The following is an 18,840-nucleotide window of genomic DNA, read 5'->3' on the forward strand; positions in this document are numbered from 1 at the left end:
CTTGTGTCGAATGACTATTCGAGGTTGGCGTGTAGCGCAAAACCTTTGGTTAAGCGATATCCCGTCGACTGCGCCAGATTCACAATCATGGCATCGCCCAGCACCATGACCGCCTCTTCAAACAGGCTGCCGCCGGGCAGAATGCCTTTCACGTTATCGAGTCCATCCGGCAGTTTGTCGGTATAGGCCGGGATCCTGACCACTACCTCCGCCAGATTCCCCAGCGTGGACTCGGGGAAAATGGTCAGCAAGGCCACAGTGCCACCCAGTTGCTTCGCTTTCGTTGCCACATTCACCAGCGAAGCCGTTTCACCCGATGCGCTGGCCAGTAACAGCAGGTCGCCATTTTTCAGCGCAGGCGTGACCACATCGCCGACCACATGCACCTTCAGGCCGATATGCATCAGGCGCATCGCAAAAGCTTTCAGCATTAATAGCGAACGCCCTGCGCCAAAAACAAACACCGTGTTCGCTTCAGCGATGGCCTGCTCCAGACGTGCCAGCGCAGCGCCATCAATCCGCGACATCGCCTGATGCAGGTCAGTACAGGCGACACCTGCAACAGATTGCGTTTCCATCATGCGTCCTCCTGACAGAGCGGGAATAAATCATCCTCATACTGGAGCATCCCCATGATTTCCCGGACATAGTTATCGACATGCCCCAGAAAGTGAAAACGTTCCGGTGCGGCGCGATAGCGTTGATAAAGCGGCGTATCGAAGGTGATGCCAAGATGCGGGTTCCCTTTGACGGTGGCGAATTTGATGCGCGGAATATGCGGGTAGTAATGATTCTTGCGCACGCAGAGCTGCCCGTTCTCTTCCACGATGTAGCAGGCCATACCGTGATAAAACTGCACCGTGTCGTAGTGAACCGCGCAGGGTTTATAGGCCAGATTGCTGAACACCAGCGGCCCGTCGCCAATATTGATGGAGCAGTGGCCGTAATTCGGCGGCACGATAATGCTTTCCCCCTCCTTCACCACCGCCACGATAAGATCGTCCACCAGCAGATCTTTTGGCGCGACTGCAAAATCCGGCGACTTTTGCAGGATATATGCCGCAGTCCCCTTAATCACTTCATATAATTCCGGATGGGTGTTGCGCCGCGTGTCGTTATAGCCGTGATAATGACCGCTGGTTTTCTTGCGCTCCCTACCAATCGTTCCCGACATGATGATGGTGATGTCGTACTGATACTGGTCGGCAGCAAGCCGTTCCTGATCCTCCGCAAAACTGAGCCCGCGATAAACATCGTAAGCCGGTTCATCACGCTGCGCTTCGGTGAACTCCGGTAAGACCACCGCCATCTGCCCGGCGCTTTTGCGGCCAAAGCCGAGATAGTTCAGCGGGGGTTTCAGCACCATCACGCCGTCGTCATCGAGATACAGCGGTAAGCCGCTGTGGTGTAGCTGTTTCATTTTGCCTCCTGTGTATACGCGTTAGCTGCGCGGATCGCCTCTTTCAGCCGATCGGATTTCATGCCAAAGACGCTTTGAATGTTGTTCCCGACCTCGACGACACCCGCCGCACCAAGCTGTTTCAGCAGCGCTTTGTCCACCAGCGACTTATCCGTCACGTCAATGCGCAGACGCGACATGCAGGCTTCGATGCGGGTCATATTCCCCAGCCCGCCATAGGCCAGAATGATGCCGCTCACCAGGTCGTTCTGTTCGTTTTCCTGCGCCACAGTGCTTTCTTCGACTTCACACCCCGGCGTCAGCAAATTCCAGCGGCGGATGGCAAAGGTAAACAGGGCGTAGTACACCGCTCCCATCACCAGCCCGACCGGGAACACCATGTACCAGTGAGGCGCGCGCGGCAGGACGCCAAAGAACAAATAGTCGATAAGCCCGCCGGAGAAAGAGAGCCCGATGTGCACGCTGAACCACTCCATCAGCAGGAACACCAGCCCCGCCAGGACGGCGTGAATGCCATATAGCACGGGCGCAACAAACAGGAAGGAGAACTCAATCGGCTCGGTGATGCCGCAGACGATGGAGGTGATCGCGCCAGAGAGCATAATGCCCTTCACCCGCGCTTTGTTTTCCGGGCTGGCGCAGCGGTAGATCGCCACCGCAATCGCCGGAATGCAGAACATCTTGATCGGCGTCAGCCCGGCCATAAAGGTTCCGGCGGTAATCGGCACCTGATCTTTCAACTGGGCAAAGAAGATAAGCTGGTCGCCATGCACCACCTGCCCGGCTTTGTTCACGTACTCGCCAAACTGCAGCCAGAACGTCGGCCACCAGACATGGTTAAGACCAAACGGAATCAGCAGCCGCTCGACAAAACCGAACAGGAAGGCGGACACGCCCGGCCCCTGCACCGTCATAGTATTCGACAGGCCATTAATCAGATGCTGAACCGGCGGCCAGACCACCGTCATCACCAGCCCGACAAACAGCGCGGCGAAGGAGGTCACTATCGGCACAAATCGCTTGCCGGAGAAGAACTCCAGCCATGAAGGAAGCTGGATGCGGTAATAGCGTTTATACAGCCAGGCGGCGATAATCCCGATAATGATGCCGCCAAACACGCCGGTCTGGAGCGAAGGGATGCCCAGCACCATCGTGTAGTCACGTACCTGCGCCACCGACTCGGGCGTGATCCCCAGAAACTGGCCGATGGTGACGTTCATAATCAGAAAACCGGCGATCGCCGACAACCCGGCAATCCCCTGATCGTCACTCAGTCCTACCGCCACGCCGACCGCAAACAGCAGCGGCAGGTTAGCGAAAATCGCACTGCCCGCTTCAGCCATCAGCTTCAGCACGTGAACCAGCCAGTCAGCGCCGAGAAACGGCAGGCTGGCGACAATATTGGGATCCTGAAAGCTGACGCCGAAGGCCAGCAAAATACCGGCGGCAGGCAGCATGGCAATGGGGATCATTAACGATCGCCCGATGCTTTGTAACATTTGCAGAAGGTTGAATCTTTTCATCTCGATCTCCTGAGCGCGTCTTTATGACAGGGATTCGCACAACAGCAGGTTCTGCTCCGAACACCTTCAGTATCCGAACCGGAGATGATTAAAAAAACAGCAACCGACAACGAAAGTTATTTCCGGTTTTCGCTTAAAACCGGAAAATTTATGAGGACAATCACGCCGGAAACCGTGAGAAAGGGATAAAAGAGGAAATCGCGTTCGGTGGGAGGCCATCATATGAGTATCTTCGAGGCGCATTTTCGCAGGCTGCACGCCCGCTACGGCGCAGGTCAGACGCACGAATTACAGATGCAGGAGATCGCCGCCATCTTCGGCTGTTCAGTGCGTAATTGCCGGATTGCTTTGAAAAAGATGCATCAGGAAAAATGGCTCGACTGGCAGCCCCAGCGCGGGCGTGGCAAGCGCTCACGGCTCCACCTGTTAACCTCGCCGGAAAAGCTGTTCAGCCAGAACGTCAATAAGCTACTGGAGAAGCAGGATTACGGCAACGTGCTGCGGTTTATCGGCAACGACAAGTATCTGCTGGATCGCCTGAGCCTGTGGCGCTTTGGGGTACAGGATAAAAGCAGTGAAACGCGGGTGCGCATCCCCTACTATCGCAATCTGGATCCGCTTAACCCGCTCGTCCCCCTGCGGCGGACCGAACGACATCTCCTGCGACAGTGCCTCAGCGGGCTGACGCGCTATGACGCCGTTCAGGGCAGGATCATCCCCGATATCGCCCACTACTGGACCCACAACGACGACTTTACCCGCTGGGAGTTCTGGCTGAAATCCACCGCCCGCTTTGCCGATGGCAGCGAACTGAATGCCAGCGCCGTTCAGCGCTGCCTGCTCGCCGCCAGCCAGAGCCCGCAGTTCGCGCCGCTTTTCAGCCCAATCAAAACCATCACCGCTGACGCCCCCTGGCATCTGGTGATTGAAACGTACCATCCGGTCAGACGGCTCGACTGCCTGCTCGCCACTCAGCCGACGATGCTGTTCGATTACCAGCACGGACACATCCGCTGTACCGGCGCTTTCCACCTGCAGGAACACAGTGACAACTTTATGGTTTTGCGGCGCAATCAACACTGGCACCAGGCGAGGCCCGGACTGGATGAGATCACCATTTTCACCTGGGCTCCGGAGCATATCAGCATGAGCTTTATTCCCCTGCTGCGGGGCGAAGAGGCGCAGGATGACCGCCCGCTCAACGAGCGTAGTCTGGAGCAGGGCTGCTGTTTTGTGCTGCTCGACGGTGAAGGTGCCTTTGCGGATGAGGCCGGAAGACGGTTTATCAATTACCTGCTGCAACCTGTCGAACTCCTCAGCCAGACGCAGCTTCCTGACGAATACGCACGCATCCTCTCCGTTGCTCAGGGCATGCTGCCGCAGTGGAATCACCGCCCGGTGGATTTCGGCGGGATCACCGCGCCGTTTAACCTGCGTCAGCCGGTTATCATCAGCACCTTTCAGCAGCCGGAACTGGTGGAGCTTGCCGGAGCGATTCGCATCCTGCTTGAACGCTGGCATATTCGCGCCGAGATACGGATCGACGCATTTGACAGCTTCAACAGCCAGCCGCGCCCTCCTGCGGATATCTGGCTCAGCAACTTTATGCTCGATACCCTTTCGGTTCCGGCTTTTCTGGAATGGCTGGCTTCCACCACGCTGTTTACGCGACTGCCTGAAACCCAGCGACAAAACCTGAACGCCCTGCTGCCGACCATTCTGAACAGCGATAATGAACAGGCGTTCGCAACCATTGCCGCCTTTTTCCATGAGATGACCCACCAGCGATATGTCATTCCTTTGCTACATCACTGGATGGAATTTGCGACCGAGAAGTCATTTACCTGGCGCGATTTAAATACGCTGGGATGGCCGGATTTTAGCCAACTTTGGCTCGAATAATGCTACGCCCGCAAAAGCTCGCTAAAGGGCCTTTAAAGGCCTTTAAGGGTAAGGGAGGGAAGTGCGGGATTTGGGGCGGGGAACGGTAGACAAATTCAGTCCTCACGACGGAGACTGTTCAAATGTCTCTGTACTGACGCCCCAATATGGCTTTACCACCGTCTCCGATTGTTGAACACGTCAATGTCATCGAAGATATCTGCACGATCCAGATCCTGGGTTTTGTAGGCCCGTTTTCTGATGCACTGCTTTTTCAGCGAACTGAAGCAAGGCCATAGAAGTAAAACAGTACCGCTGGCAACTGGGCATTTTCTCGCTTTAGCGGAGACCAACAGTATGCTTAGATTCAGTTTATGCCGTCAGCCGATAGTGCGACTGCACCAGACCCGAAGGGAAGCTGCGGCTGGATAATAGCGTCAAATCGATATCATGGGGTAATACTCCGAATAGCGGTTTTCCCGAACCGAGCAGAACAGGAACAGTTGTGATAACGATATCGGCAACCAGACCTTCGCGCAGGAACGACTGTATTAACTGCCCGCCATCGATATAAACCCGGTGCACGTTCTTCTCCATAAGGTCAGCAAGAGCCTCCCTTGGCGTGCGGCATGAAAACTGTACTTTACCCTTCAGCGCCTTGGGCACGGGGGTATCGGTTAGCTGCCGGGAAAGCACCAGCACGGGCCGATCATAAGGCCATTCGTCAAAAGTCAGCACCTTCTCATAGGTGCCTCGTCCCATAATGATCCAATCTTTGTCCGCGATGAATGCGGCATAGCCATGATCTTCTGTCGGGTCATCGCGCTTTAACAGCCAGTCGATATCGCCATCCTGTCGGGCGATATAACCATCAAGACTGACCGCGATGAAAACATGTGTGGTGACCATCAAGTGCTCCGTTTTCAGGTTGCATATATCTCGTTGAGTTTAGCAATGTTCGCTCCAGGCACGAAGCGAGCAAGTTACCTAAGTTGAAGGTCCGCAGGGAGCGAGGAGCAGAAGTTCGAAGCACATCATGAAGTAAGTTTTAAAATGGGAGATAACTTGCTTTTACATATTTTCCAATGCAATATCATACCCTTTTAAAAATAAATCAGATATATGAGGTGAAAATGTCTAGTCTTAATTTATTCGATGATGTCGTACCTTTAGAAAAACAGCATCCAATATATATAATGATGAAAAAGGAACGCTATGAACCGGAGAGAGAAGTAATTAACCAATGGGCAAAAGGATTTCTAGACAGGGATAATAAGTTTACAAAAGAATTTCAAACAAGTTTTGAACCTTGCCTATGGGAGTTATATCTTTTTGCTTATCTTAAAGAATTGGGTTTAAGGAACGACTTTTCATACGATGCACCTGACTTCATCGTCAATGAACCTGGGTTTTGCATTGAGGCAACCATAGCCCTTCCGGCACAAGGAGCCCCTGGAGCGCATGGTTTCAGTACGGAAGATATGCCAAGAGATTTTAATAAGTTTAATTCTGAGGCATCTATTCGACTTAGCAATAGTTTTATATCAAAGGTAAAAAAATTAAGATCGAGATATTCTCAACTTCCTCAATGTAAAGAAAAACCTTTTGTTATCGCCATAGCTTCCTTCGACCGACCTTTTGCGCACTTTGCCGCAGCCAGACCCATACTTGCAACATTATATGGTTTATATCATGATGAAGAAGCAACCATTGAATCAGGATCAAAGAGCATAATTTCTTATAACGTTGAGGCTGCGGTAAAAAAAGAAAATGTTAATATAGCCATGGGGTTATTTTGCACGCCTGATTATTCGGATGTAAGTGCTGTGATTTATAGTAGTTTAGCTACTTGGGGAAAAGTAAGAGCTTTGGCGGACAATCCTTCAGCTCTAACAATTTATACAACCTTTACCCCAAGAGAAAATTCATTATATCCTAAAGTTCATCAAGCCAAAAAAAATGATTATATAGAGCATCTGGCAGATGGATTGTATATTTTACATAACCCATTTGCCAAGTATCCGTTGCCTAAAGAGACGCTAAGCCACCCTAGAGTAGCACAAGGTTATGTTGAATCTGATGGATACGTCAATTTTGTAGCGCCAGAGGATTTTCTTTTATTGCGTTTTTTACAATCATTCAATCTTAAAGATTAGTAAATATGGTCATATTTATTTACTTTACATAGATAAAGTCTAAAGATGGCACTTCCTTTAAACTCAACTACCTATGATTTAGAGTGGTTGTCCGGCCTGCTTCCGTAACCGTTAGTTCGACTGACGAGATTCCTGTTTCCCTCTAAAAGACTTGGTTGATTAAAACAGGTCACCGAATAGCCATTTAGTCCACTTTGACCACGAAGCGACCGAACTAACTGAGCAGAAGGTCCGTTATGAGCGAGGAACGGAAGTTCACAGTTGATCTCACACCCAAATAGTCGCATTACTAACATTGCTGCGTGTTAATCAACAGGCAGCAGGTCACTCTTATTTTCTTGATAGGCTTTGTATAGTATGAATAAACCTTACAAAGTTATGAAGAAGCTCGTGATTTTCCTCTGATATACCATCTGGGTCAAAGTGCATCACGTCGTTACGAATTATTCTGACCTTGTCGAGCTCTTTAGTAAATATTTTCTTATCTATTTGAAGTTCGGTTTTTTTCCACAATTCTGGATTTTCAAAAAGTCGTATATATTCCCCAAAGGTTAAATCTGCGACCGACTCTATAACCCGTTCGCTGTCAAATGGATTAACGATGCTAACAAGCTCATCTTTCGTAAATTTTCCATCTATCAGCTTACGAATATGATTTTCGATTTCAGATAGTAAAAGAAAAGGTTCTGACAACTGTCTGAACTGAGAACTAAGATCGGTAGTAGTTATAATCCCACTAATTCTTTGATCAGAAGATCGCACTAATACGTAAGCATACTCAATAATTCTAGGTAGTGCAGAAAAAATAGAGTCACTGGCGTTTATTTCCCTGTGTGGCTTCATATAATCACGCACAACCGCAGATTCTGATTGGGTCAACGCTAGTATTGGAGCAATGCTTTCCCAACTAATAACACCTTTAACATCTCGCTCGCTGGTCATAACGGGTAGTTGAGAGTAGTCATGCCGCAACATCAATGTGATGGCTTCTGTTAATGTAGCGTCAGGTTTCACGGTCACTAGTTTAACATCCGATGCTTCGAGTCGACTAACACGGAAGGCTGGCTCGGAAACTGCACCGGAAATTAGTTCATCATGCGGCTGAAATACTGTTTCAGGTGTAGCCAATTCGGCGTTACTTGATTCGGTTTCTTCATGTAAACATTCACCTGCTTCATGGGGCGTTGCGTCATTCCCCGGAGGTGCATAGATAGTAATTTTTGCATCCAGCGGCACACTATCAAAATCAGGTTCGGTTTTAACTCCTAAGCTTTCTAATGCTTTGCGAATTTTGTACGCAACCATGTAGCCTCGACGCTCTGCGCCAAACCAGCTTATGAATTCTCGCACTGATACTGGGTTTGAGGACATACCGTCTTTTAGTTCACGAAGGATTTCGTTAAGTCTTTCTCGATTTTCTACTGCCATAAAATTTTCTCCATGTAGGTTGTCGGCTACTGTTAGGTTTCAATCTTGATTCAGGCTTCTCACGCTTTTTTTAAAATCTGGACAACGAGGCTGCACTGACTTTTTCAGCTCACCTCAGATTGCACCATCCCATACACATAGCTCAGATTCCTAATGTTCAGTATAAGGAGGCCAGAATACGAATTGCCCTTACCGCTAGTGCCAGCGCGTTGAGTTTAGTAGATGCCTTATTCATTTAGAATTTGATAAAAATACAAGACTCGGACAACAAGCTGCAATATTAATCGTTATTTTTCCACTCGAGGCCCACCGTCCGTTTCTGGCACAGGGCTGCTGTTGCAGCCCTGAAAACCTTAGACTTCAATCGATTCAAAGATCTCTAATGCATCATCTACTTCAATACCCAGATAACGGACTGTGCTTTCCAGTTTCTTATGGCCCAACAGAAGTTGGATCACCCGAAGATTCTTAGTTTTCTTGTAGATAAAGTAGGGTTTTGTTCTTCTCATGGAACGTGTGCTGTAAAGCGAATCTTCGAGACCAAGCTTTCCTGCCCACCCATGAAAGATTCGGTTGTATTGTAGGGTTGATATGTGCTGATTAGTTCCGATACGAGACCGGAACAAGAAGTCTTTATTGTGCAAATAATCAAGCTTTATCAATGCAGCAATAGCTTCTCTTGTTCCTTTGGTTATCTCAAATTGCACAGGGCTACCGGTTTTCTGTTGCAACACCGTTGCTCTGCTTGAAACCAAGCGACCATATGCCACATCAGATACTTTGAGTTTGACCAGATCACAGCCTCGAAGCTTACTGTCCAGGGCCATATTGAACAGAGCTAAATCGCGCGTTTTGCCTTCCAGTTCAAGCCGGATTCGGGTCCCCCAGATATGAGATATCTGAAGTGGTCTTTTTTGGCCGATGATACGGTCTTTGTTCCACGGTGACGTGTTCATACTCAAATCTCCTGCAATGTGGGAGATTTGAGTATGGTTGTCCCTTATGAGCGCAGGCTGTGTGAAAACACTCACCAAATACTAAAATGTATGAGGTTATGCAAAATCTGGAATCAATCAGCTGATTATCAGAGTCGAATTTTACGTAGGGAAGATATTTTCAGCTCTGTTTTAGGCCATTTCTGCACTCAAAAACGTTTTCACACAGCCGCGGTCAGATCGCAATCTTGCACCACAATCTGGTACGAGTCAGGCAAGCATTTGGGGTGAAAGCCTGTCCTGAGTGAGAATCTAACCAAGCATTGTGTTATGTTTAACAACTGGAGTAGACTACAAAATCAATTAATTAAGGATCTTGAGATGACTATAGCCGCAGCTTGGGTAAGAACTTTAAGAAATTGCAAAGAATTGATTGTAGTATCAGATAGTAGATTAAATGGTGGTATGAAAATGGATTGTGGGCAGAAGATAATAACTCTGCCTCGTTCAGATGCTTTCATATGTTTCGCAGGTGATACTAGTTGGGCATATCCTTTGATGCATCAAGTGGCATCAGCAATTGATATATATGATCGTTGCTCCTCACGAGCCCAAGATATTAAAGAACTCAAAACCCATATTCTTAAAATTTTTGAACGACTGAGAGAGCAAATTCACGATGCCATAGGTGACATGGATATACCCGATGCAAAATTCATATTCGGGGGATATTCATGGATAAGAAAAAAATTCATGATTTGGCACATCACCTACCAAAAGAGTACCAACTCTTTTCGTGCGGATCCTGCACGTGAAATATATGGATCACCTGTTGTATTTACTGGTGATGAAGAACATGTAATTGTAGCTAATGCTATGCTTCGTGAAAAATTAAAATCAAGAGGGAAGCTGGATAATTTAGAAAAAGGCATGAAAAATACTGTTAAATTTGAATGAGAACCATTTGAAGTTATTCGAGACATGTTTTACAAAGTTAATGAAAGTTCTTATGAATTTAAAAACTCATCAATTGGAGGCGCGCCCCAAATCCTAAAAATCTATGAACATTTATCAAGTCAAAAACTTGGTGTTCTGTGGAAGAACAGGATGGATAGTGAACCGAACATATATTTATCTGGCCGGAGGCTTACTAATTATGGTCCGCGAGATATGTGGATACTAGACCCTGAAAAACTGATAACGTACAATCCATTGAAAAGTAATCCTGATAAGGAGGTAATTAATCAATTCATTTAATCCTTCGGGCATTTAATTATACTTTATTAAAGATACAATTATTATATTTGCATTTTTAATTTTTATGACAGTTGTAAACAAAACTGTTAAGCATTGTGAAGAGAACGGGGCAATGAAAAAAAGCCGAGCTGTATTTCGTAGCCCCATCCCCTGACCAATATTTTGAAATCAGGATATTTCGATAGCTAAAACTCGTACAGGTACGTCTTTGGTGTTTTGTACTGAGCGACTAAGAGCAAATTCGGCAACAGAAATTTTTTGAATATCCTCGAAGCTTGTCAGTGTTATTATTACCCCTTGCTCAAAAACCAGTTATTTCTCGTGTCCTGTATCTATATCTTCACTGTTAAAGAAAAAACTTTTGAATGTGGTTCACTAACCCGAAGTACAAATAGTTCAATTGCATTATTACGATATGCCCTATCATGCCACTGTGGAACTCCCATCGCGATATTGGGACATAATGTTGTTGACAATGGCCGAGTGGTTTCAAACATAGCGCCGTATTTATATTCAGCGGGCCACTTTCCGCCATGAAATAGATATTGACCTGGCATCATCGGCCTACCACTTAAGCGAATTGCTTCTGATACTGCCTTTAGATCACAGCAATAAGTATCTCCTTGATATTCTGCAATCGGCTTAGGTGTAGTTTCTGGCATGTAAGACAACCACGAAGGGTGTTGCTTTATAGCGTCTTCGATACCGGTATCGCCTTCGGTTGTTAGTGTGTATTAGATAAGCATGTTTTTCCGCCCGGAAATTTAAAGAGAGTGAATTATTCGACAGAAACGCTCACTTCTGGAAACGAACGACAAGCATATAACGTCCACCAAAGCCTCAACCAACACGCAAAACCCAGCCCCCAACAATCAACTTAAAAATCAATCGGATATTAAAATCCCTTCCATATCAACTTCATCACCACTCTTTTTGCGCCTTCCCCTTCGCGCAAAAAATCAAAATCCTCAACAAACCCAATCACCTACCCCACCAATTACAAGGACGCCAGCCAATCATGATTGGACGGTGCAAGGACAACACCAACAAAAACAGGAAGTTAGCAGTCTCAGCAAGACACCGACCAGACGGTGAGGAGACATAAAAGGATACGCAAAGGAGCCGCGGCTCCTGGTGATATGAAAGCCCACAGATGTGGGCTTTTTCGTTGATGGTCAGAACGACCAGTTCACACCAGCCACCGCGTTCCACGGGGATTCCACACCGGCACCATGGCTATACCCCACCCCGAGATGTCCGCTTAACGTACTGCTGAATGAGGCTTTAATACCTGCCTGGTATATTCCACGTCTGCCCGACAAATCATTGACGAAATTACCGTCATTATTCACCTTCACCCGGTTATCATCGACAAATTCTTTGCGCACAGCCGCCTTCAGCCACGGCTCAATTTCCATACCGTTCCCCAGACGCATGTTGTAACTCAGCGTTGCGCCCAGTTCACGATATATACTGCGGGTATCGACTGATTTCGATTCCATGCCATTGGATAAATGATATTCGGGGTTATCAGCGGTGAACCCCGTTAACGATGCATACGGCGTCAGGTTCCAGTTACCATCCGTAAATCGCATCCCGGTTTCAATGTGACCGCCCAGCCCGTTGCTGCGATAACTGCCGTTGGCGGCTCCACCGCTGCTCATTTTACCGGCTACGTTACTTTCAAAGCGGTTCAGCTTCACGATACCGTCCAGATAGAAACCACTTTCATGTTCCCAGCTGGCATAGCCCCCCAGAGAATAACTGCCCACACTGCCATGTCCTCCACGATCAAAACCAATATGTGAATGGGAATAACCCATAAAAGCGCCCAGCGTCGCAATCCCCTCAGGAATATCATTACGGCTATCGATCCCCACCGTCATTCCGGTCAGCGTCTGCTCAAACCCGGCACCCGCATCGGTGGTGACATTATTACGGGTGTTATACGTCGTCCCCCAGACATTATTGTTGTGTGGACTCGCTTTCATTATGTTCAACCGCTCGCGAATACTGTTTAGCTCAGCATCAAAGACCAACGGTAATGTTGCTGCCATATTGAGTACGGCTGCTGTAGAAGGCGTGATGCGATTCTCCGGGACGGGTGTCGGCGTTGGAGCGGGAGTCGGGTCTGGTTTCGGATCCGGTTTTGGGTCTGGTTTTGGATCCGGTTTCGGATTTGGGTTGGGGTCCGGGTTGGGTTTGACATCATTGGTCAGGTTCCAGTTGCTGTTGCCGTCGCTTTTCAGGACATACTCATAGGTCCCAAGATCAACGAAACCGCCGGTATTACCCAGCGTAAACGAAGCATCCCCTCCCCCTGTTTTCACCAGCGTCATCGCGTCGTCAGACTGAGGGCTGACGCCGGTATCCTGAACAAAGATTTTAAAATTGCCAGTGGCGTTGTTGTTGACGACCAGTTGATCGCCCCGGGAGTCTGCAACGTTGGTATGCAGGTAGAAATTACCGCTGCCGGAAAGTTCACTGGTGGTCAGCGTATTGTAGATACCGTTAGTTGTGGCAGGCGCTGCTGTTTGTGCTGATAAATAAACATCACCGTCGTTGAGGAGTAAACTGTTTACTCTATATTCGCAGTTGCTGGTGCCTGCACAGGAATTATTGCTGTTAAGCCAGACACTGCCCCGACTGGCAGCCGTCAGGTCGGCAAGCGTCGTATCGACGCCATTTCCGATAGTTAATGTCGCGCTATCGGTAATCCGGACCACCCCTTCAAGTTTAACTGGCGTAACATTATCCCGTGGCGTCATTAACGACAGGCTTCCTGTCGCGCCACTGACCGATGCATCCGCCAGCGTACCTGCGTAGACGATTGCCGTCCCGCCAGCGATCAGTAGATCTTCTGCCCGGGCCAGAGCCTGAAACTCATCTTTTGACCGACCGAGGGTATATTGCCCACCGGAATTAACCTTTGTGGCGAAGTCCTGACCCAGGTTTTGCATTGCCCCACCGTTGCCAACCGTGGAATCGCGAGCTTCGGTACCTGCTAATACCAATAAATTACCGCCATTTTCCAGCAGCACATTGGTCGCTAAATTTCCGGCAATGGAAAAGGTGCCGTACTGGTGAGTACCGCTGATTTCAATACCGTTAGCCGTGCTCGTCTGGAGAGCGGCACCGCTGTTCTGGATGATATCTGTCGCTTTGCCATTATCGTTGACTGTCAGCGTACCGCCTTCATTAATCGTTGTTTTTACTGCCTCACCGTTAGCCGAAACTGTTTGTATTCCGCCGTCGTTAATCGTTGTCTCATTCGCCACCCCCTCGACGATTTGTTCGCCGCCGGTGAGCGTCGTGCCTGTCGCAGTGGCTTTTGTTTTGACGATCTCCCGCCCGCCCGCATTGACCTGTGTTTTGGCGGAAGTGGTGTCTGACTCCACGGTTAACACGCCGCCATTTGCCAGCAGGATATTGTTCGCCGCATCCTGCTCAATGCTGAACGCGACGCCATCAGCGCGTGTCCCTGTGACCCGCGTCGCTCTGGTGGTTGCAACCAACGCGCCCTGGCTACTTTGCTGTATCCCCGTTGCGCTGCCTTTCTCCCGCACATCGAGAGTGCCGCCTTCATTAAGCACCGAGTTTTCAGCCAGACCGCCCTCATTAACTACCTGTGAACCGCCATTAATAATGGAACCTTCCGCTGTCCCGTTTACCATAATTTGTTGTAGGCCTGAGACGATATCGGTATTGATCGCCTTACCATAATTCTGAACGGTTTGCGTACCGCCATTGATGTGCGTTTTGTCTGTTGACCCACCATCAACAATTTGTTCACCACTTTCGATATTTGCCTCAGTGGCTAAACCATATACCGTTTGCTTGCCACCTTTGATATTTGCTTTTTCAGAAGTGGCACTGGCATATATTGTTTGGGTACCAGCACTATTAAGTACAGTACCAACATCTTTTCCATAAACATCCATTTTGCCGTTGGCATTAATAATCGTGTCAACTGCCCGGGAACCAGTGACGACTGTTAATGAGCCAGCGTTTTCCAGCACTACATTTTTAGCTTCTGAATTCCTGATGTAGAAAGCATCACCATAACTGTTGGTTCCTTCGATAAGTGTTCCGGAGGTCGTGGAAGCAATTAATGCGCCGCCGGATTGTTGCTCAACATGCTTAGCCTCACCACCGTCCTGAACCTCCAGAACGCCACCATTATTAAGTCTGGTGCTATCTGTTTTAGCCTCCTTCTGGACAATCAGCTTACCGCCAGCATCAATGGTAGTATTTTTCGCCGAGGTTTTAGCCATTACCGTCAGTTCGCCGGTATTTTCCAGCACAACATAATTAGCCTCTCCTCCGGTAATAGTGAAGTGAGAGAGCTTGTTGTATCCTTCGATATCAGTCCCTGCGCCCGTGTTGGCAACTAAAGCACTGCCCGTCTCCTGGTTAACCCCATGTGCAATACCGCCGGTATAGACAATCAGCGAGCCTCCGGCGCTAATATTGCTGCCAGTTGCCGTACCATCTTTCTCAACAACCTGCCGGCTCCCAGAGGATATATTTGTCGTGTCAGCTTTCCCGCCGCTCTTGATATTTTGCGTTCCACTGTTGATATTGGTGCCCGTGGCAATACCATGATTATTAATATTCTGTGTGCCACCATTAATTATGGTATTTGTCGCGTTTCCGGCAACATCCATAACGCCGCCATTATCTATTCGGGTCGCATCAGCTTTAGCATTCGTTAAAACTGACATTGTTCCTTTATCTTTAATAATCGTCTTATTTGCCGAACCATATGCGTTTATGTCTAAATGACCACCGTTTTCCAGCAACACATTCTCTGCCACGTTATTGTGGATGGAGAATGCCCCTTCACTATTCGTACCGCTCACCGTCAAATCGTAAGTCGTTACTTTTAAAGCGGCTCCATCGTGCTGAGTAATATTAGTTGCCGTACCACCTCTAACATCAAGCACGCCGCCGGAATAAACTTCAATAACATCCGAGGAGCTCGTGTTATCAACAATTTGCGTACCACCAGAATAGATCTGCGTATTTTTTGCCGTTGACTTACTATTCAGAGACTGAGTTCCGCCTTCAATCGTCGTGTCCAGCGCACGGCTCTCATATACTCTTTGCTCACCGCCATTTTTAATGGCGGTTGTTTCTACTGTGCTCTGTTCAACATACTGTCGCCCACCATTTATGGTTGTGTTCGTCGCCAGACTTCCTTGCGTGATGTCCTGATAACCAGACTTATTTATCGTCGTACCGTCAACATGCCCCTGAGTTGATACTGACTGGCCTCCACCATCAATGATTGTTCCATTTGCAGTCCCCCCCTCTATGCGTGAAGTACCGCCCTTAATTGTCGTGTCATTGCTGGTACCACCTTTATAAACATATTGATTGCCACTTTCGATTATCGTGCCAGTAGAAATTCCTCCGTACTCAATTGACTGTCTGCCTCCATTAATGGTTGTATTATTAGCTTGCCCGTTAATATCGGCATGGATTGATACTAGTTGCTCGCCACCAGTTTCAATAATACTACTATTAGATATCCCACCATAGACCTCCTGCCGGCCATGGTTGATAATATGTGTGTTATTTGTTGTACCTCGTTCATCTACTCGTTGGTTGCCATCTACAGTCTCATCGTTTACCACACCAATAACATTAGTAGTGAAGGCCGCCATCCCGGGCTGGGCATATATTAAGGCAGATATCAATAAGGAAAGTACTGAGCGGCGAAAATAATAGGGACTGGTCCTGTTCATAAATTTCATCCTCTGAAAAGTGAATACTGAGTAGCGTTTAAGCGACCTTAGCTTTGCTGCAACATCAGCCCACAGGCACCAGACCAGGGGATTCATCCTGAAGAGACAGCGCAAGTGTATTGTGTTCACCGCTCATCAAAGACATCATGATGAAATGATGATATTCCGCATAAGAATGAGGCATTTTTTTAAGACATTGTGCTGAAGGATGATTGGATAAAAAAGTCAATCTTTTCAGGAAATACGGCGTATTCTTTTCTTTCGACATTGAAGCCATCGGAAAAATAAAATGATTTACATAATCGTTTCTGATGAATATCTTCTGCTCACATAAAAATCACACAATAACATTGAGATTGCAGATTGTTTTACTTTTACAGCTTTCGTCCCCTCATTGTTGGGCAAATATTGGTAGAGTCAGAGCACGAAAGTTAATACCACGTTCGCACAGCTCCTCCAACAGCACGGCAAGATGCCGCATACTGCGCCCCAGTAGGTTCAGTTTGCAGACAACCAGTGTGTCACCTACCGATAATGTCCTGAGCCGTTTGTTCAGTCCGGCCCTGCTGCCACGGTTTTACGTTGAAGTGGTAACCCTGAGCACGCAGTTCATCAGTCAGGCATGGTGCACCATAACGCTGTTGTTGCTGGGTAAGATCAAAAAACTTTCAGGCAGCTAAGGAAAGTTGAATCAGACATTAGATGAAATATTTCAACCAATTACAGCACCAATTTAAACTCAGTAAATCACAGCGCAGATCAAGGGGTTACGTGAAAGCGTAGCCCCTTTTTCTTTGGTAGTAGCAGCAAAATGGTTGTAGTGTAAAAAATAATCCCGTTTAATCAATCAATAATACATATTGTTTCAATCTACGTTATTATCTCTTTGTAAAACCTGCAGTTTATTTATCATTGAAAACTGCTTTTAGAACTTTATACAAGGGGACGATTCTCAATGGGACTATCCTCAGGGGAATTTTCCTCAGAGGAACTATCATCAAAGTCATCATCCATAGATGAAATACCATCGAATGGTGCCACGCCCGTGATTAGTTTTATTTTATTATTACGATCAGTCAAGACTCCATTTAAACCATTTTCGCTGACGGATTTTAATAATTTATCATAACTCTTATTGTCATCAGGCACATTAAAAATACACGGAGTATCAACATCAAACAATGACGTTCCCCAGTTCACATATTGAATATCATAGTTACTGAAGTTCTGTCCAGAAAAGAAGCATCCCTTAAAATCCAATCCACGTAAATTATATAAACTACCCTCTTCTTTTGGGAGAGCAATTTTAATTCTGGCTATCTCCCAGACAAAATTGCCATTTTTGTATTTGAATACCGTTTCAAGCTCTCCTCCAGACAACTTGACTTCTGGAAATAATTTGAAATTAAACCCTACATTATTATGTGTCAACGTAGATGAACAAAAGATGGAAAAAGCTTGCAGTGCTGAATTATAGCTATCGATTTTATCTTGAGGCTGCGCTCTTGGTAAAAACTTATAGCAACACTCATAAAAATTAAGTAGAAACTCTGATGACCTTCCATTTTTATCAAATAATACCCGCTGAAAATGCTGCACAAACTTATTCGTTTTTTCTTGAATATCTATGGTGTGTTCCTTTGACTCTAACAAAGATGAATCCTGTTGAAGTGCATTGCTCATCTGGTTGAGGAACAACTGCATTTCTTTCAACTTATCTCCATAGTGACCTTTAACTTGCTGAGAATTTTTAGTTACAGTTGAAACCTTATCTGTGTGGTTTTCATATAAATTATGTGATTCCATACAGTCATTTGGCGGCGTTTCTGAAATAACACTACGCGTTCTACCTGGCTGAAGTGAAGCAACATGAAAATCACTTTTTCTTATATTGCCGAATAGGGTCTGTTCATTTCTCTTAGCGCATTCAATAAACTGATCAACATTATTTTTATTAGATGACAGGTTAATTTCAGAAACCGCATTTTCTTTGTTCTCCAGCTTTAGTTTAACGAGAAGGTCTTCCCACACCGTTTTTTTTAAAAATACTACGTCAGGCTCACCATCAGCAACTAACTCTTGATTATTATCAAAGTGTACGTTGTATACTTTTAATTTATTTTCATTAGCATCATATTTAATACGTTTTAATTGTTCTCCGGCTCCCATAATGACAAAAGCATTGCCTTCATGATATTTACATTCAGACATCATTTTTTGTAAAATTTCAAGAGCACCGTTATACGTCCCTGAGGCAGCTTCTTTACAAATTAATTTTATAATACTATAAGCTAGTAACTCCATGGATTTAGAAGATTTTCTTTCATTACAATTTCCACTATTTATAAATGTGCTAGTGTTAATTTCGTTGCTTTTACTAACTAACATTGTCTTTTCCTCAGTTAATGTCTACATGGCTATTTTTAATGTTATTATTGTTTGTCACTATAAAAAATCGCTCATTTGAGACAATTGCTGGCATTAACAGCT

At 46.7% G+C, this 18,840-nt stretch carries 14 protein-coding genes and 2 pseudogenes; 4 read left to right on the forward strand and 12 right to left on the reverse strand.

The features are described 5' to 3' along the window. Nucleotides 1-14: 14 nt before the first annotated feature. From hxlB to ptsG, 3 genes are read right to left on the reverse strand one after another with little or no spacing between them, the layout of a single operon-like run. Entirely contained in the window at nt 15-578 is a 564-nt protein-coding gene (gene hxlB / locus G434_RS15350) for a 6-phospho-3-hexuloisomerase (RefSeq protein WP_001309678.1), read from the reverse strand. Beyond that, nucleotides 578-1,420: a glucose-6-phosphate isomerase family protein gene (locus tag G434_RS15345; RefSeq protein ID WP_000811367.1), complete on the reverse strand. Its 843-nt coding sequence runs from the start codon at nt 1,418-1,420 to the stop codon at nt 578-580. Before G434_RS15345 ends, hxlB begins: the two co-directional genes overlap by 1 nt. After that, on the reverse strand, nt 1,417-2,943 hold the full coding sequence (gene ptsG, locus G434_RS15340; protein WP_000819712.1) for a glucose-specific PTS transporter subunit IIBC: 1,527 nt from the start codon (nt 2,941-2,943) through the stop codon (nt 1,417-1,419). Before ptsG ends, G434_RS15345 begins: the two co-directional genes overlap by 4 nt. 222 nt (nt 2,944-3,165) lie before the next feature. On the opposite strand from ptsG, the gene G434_RS15335 reads away from it, so the two are divergent. Further along, entirely contained in the window at nt 3,166-4,845 is a 1,680-nt protein-coding gene (locus tag G434_RS15335) for an SgrR family transcriptional regulator (protein ID WP_000021513.1), read from the forward strand. 102 nt (nt 4,846-4,947) lie between these two features. Here the strand turns inward: G434_RS15335 and G434_RS29750 are convergent. Then, nucleotides 4,948-5,111, reverse strand: a pseudogene (locus G434_RS29750) (IS3 family transposase); the annotation flags it as partial. 85 nt (nt 5,112-5,196) lie between these two features. Then, entirely contained in the window at nt 5,197-5,733 is a 537-nt protein-coding gene (locus tag G434_RS15330) for a dihydrofolate reductase family protein (RefSeq protein ID WP_000258888.1), read from the reverse strand. A 224-nt stretch (nt 5,734-5,957) separates the two neighbouring features. Between G434_RS15330 and G434_RS15325 the strand changes: the two genes are divergently transcribed. Further along, a complete protein-coding gene (locus tag G434_RS15325) occupies nt 5,958-6,980 on the forward strand; it encodes a hypothetical protein (RefSeq protein ID WP_001376998.1) in 1,023 nt (340 codons plus the stop codon). A gap of 330 nt (nt 6,981-7,310) precedes the next feature. On the opposite strand, the gene G434_RS15320 is transcribed toward G434_RS15325, so the two are convergent. After that, a complete protein-coding gene (locus G434_RS15320) occupies nt 7,311-8,408 on the reverse strand; it encodes a CBS domain-containing anti-phage protein (protein WP_000257686.1) in 1,098 nt (365 codons plus the stop codon). 353 nt (nt 8,409-8,761) lie between these two features. Further along, the gene (locus G434_RS15315; RefSeq protein ID WP_001305755.1) at nt 8,762-9,364 is read right to left on the reverse strand and encodes a tyrosine-type recombinase/integrase; all 603 of its coding nucleotides are present in this window, start codon (nt 9,362-9,364) and stop codon (nt 8,762-8,764) included. A 360-nt stretch (nt 9,365-9,724) separates the two neighbouring features. On the opposite strand from G434_RS15315, the gene G434_RS15310 reads away from it, so the two are divergent. Next, a complete protein-coding gene (locus tag G434_RS15310; protein WP_000150283.1) occupies nt 9,725-10,300 on the forward strand; it encodes a hypothetical protein in 576 nt (191 codons plus the stop codon). A gap of 632 nt (nt 10,301-10,932) precedes the next feature. Here G434_RS15310 and G434_RS0125180 read toward each other — a convergent pair. The 4 genes and pseudogenes from G434_RS0125180 to G434_RS30310 form a co-directional block, all read right to left on the reverse strand. Beyond that, entirely contained in the window at nt 10,933-11,262 is a 330-nt protein-coding gene (locus G434_RS0125180; RefSeq protein ID WP_223380521.1) for a hypothetical protein, read from the reverse strand. 513 nt (nt 11,263-11,775) lie between these two features. Next, entirely contained in the window at nt 11,776-16,350 is a 4,575-nt protein-coding gene (gene ypjA, locus G434_RS27380) for an adhesin-like autotransporter YpjA/EhaD (RefSeq protein ID WP_001082377.1), read from the reverse strand. Between the two features lie 64 nt (nt 16,351-16,414). Then, on the reverse strand, nt 16,415-16,534 hold the full coding sequence (locus G434_RS27385) for a hypothetical protein (protein WP_001120794.1): 120 nt from the start codon (nt 16,532-16,534) through the stop codon (nt 16,415-16,417). 231 nt (nt 16,535-16,765) lie between these two features. Continuing rightward, nucleotides 16,766-16,924: pseudogene (locus G434_RS30310) on the reverse strand (recombinase family protein); the annotation flags it as partial. Here G434_RS30310 and G434_RS30315 point away from each other — a divergent pair. Next, complete coding sequence (locus G434_RS30315; RefSeq protein ID WP_000075277.1) at nt 16,869-17,030, forward strand: hypothetical protein; 162 nt, start codon at nt 16,869-16,871, stop codon at nt 17,028-17,030. The pseudogene G434_RS30310 and the gene G434_RS30315 sit on opposite strands and share 56 nt — an antisense overlap. A 253-nt stretch (nt 17,031-17,283) precedes the next feature. Here the strand turns inward: G434_RS30315 and G434_RS15305 are convergent, their stop codons facing one another. Continuing rightward, complete coding sequence (locus G434_RS15305; protein WP_000961340.1) at nt 17,284-18,738, reverse strand: YpjCB family protein; 1,455 nt, start codon at nt 18,736-18,738, stop codon at nt 17,284-17,286. Between the last annotated feature and the right edge of the window lie 102 nt (nt 18,739-18,840).

Origin of the sequence: Escherichia sp. KTE172 (assembly GCF_000408845.1) — a bacterium.
In the GTDB taxonomy this organism is placed as follows: domain Bacteria; phylum Pseudomonadota; class Gammaproteobacteria; order Enterobacterales; family Enterobacteriaceae; genus Escherichia; species Escherichia coli.

Bases quoted from the DNA above. Each gene is read 5' to 3' on its own strand.
- hxlB (WP_001309678.1), bottom strand. From the start codon at position 578: ATGGAAACGCAATCTGTTGCAGGTGTCGCCTGTACTGACCTGCATCAG.
- G434_RS15345 (WP_000811367.1), bottom strand. From the start codon at position 1,420: ATGAAACAGCTACACCACAGCGGCTTACCGCTGTATCTCGATGACGAC.
- ptsG (WP_000819712.1), bottom strand. From the start codon at position 2,943: ATGAAAAGATTCAACCTTCTGCAAATGTTACAAAGCATCGGGCGATCG.
- G434_RS15335 (WP_000021513.1), top strand. From the start codon at position 3,166: ATGAGTATCTTCGAGGCGCATTTTCGCAGGCTGCACGCCCGCTACGGC.
- G434_RS15330 (WP_000258888.1), bottom strand. From the start codon at position 5,733: ATGGTCACCACACATGTTTTCATCGCGGTCAGTCTTGATGGTTATATC.
- G434_RS15325 (WP_001376998.1), top strand. From the start codon at position 5,958: ATGTCTAGTCTTAATTTATTCGATGATGTCGTACCTTTAGAAAAACAG.
- G434_RS15320 (WP_000257686.1), bottom strand. From the start codon at position 8,408: ATGGCAGTAGAAAATCGAGAAAGACTTAACGAAATCCTTCGTGAACTA.
- G434_RS15315 (WP_001305755.1), bottom strand. From the start codon at position 9,364: ATGAACACGTCACCGTGGAACAAAGACCGTATCATCGGCCAAAAAAGA.
- G434_RS15310 (WP_000150283.1), top strand. From the start codon at position 9,725: ATGACTATAGCCGCAGCTTGGGTAAGAACTTTAAGAAATTGCAAAGAA.
- G434_RS0125180 (WP_223380521.1), bottom strand. From the start codon at position 11,262: ATGCCAGAAACTACACCTAAGCCGATTGCAGAATATCAAGGAGATACT.
- ypjA (WP_001082377.1), bottom strand. From the start codon at position 16,350: ATGAACAGGACCAGTCCCTATTATTTTCGCCGCTCAGTACTTTCCTTA.
- G434_RS27385 (WP_001120794.1), bottom strand. From the start codon at position 16,534: ATGCCTCATTCTTATGCGGAATATCATCATTTCATCATGATGTCTTTG.
- G434_RS15305 (WP_000961340.1), bottom strand. From the start codon at position 18,738: ATGTTAGTTAGTAAAAGCAACGAAATTAACACTAGCACATTTATAAAT.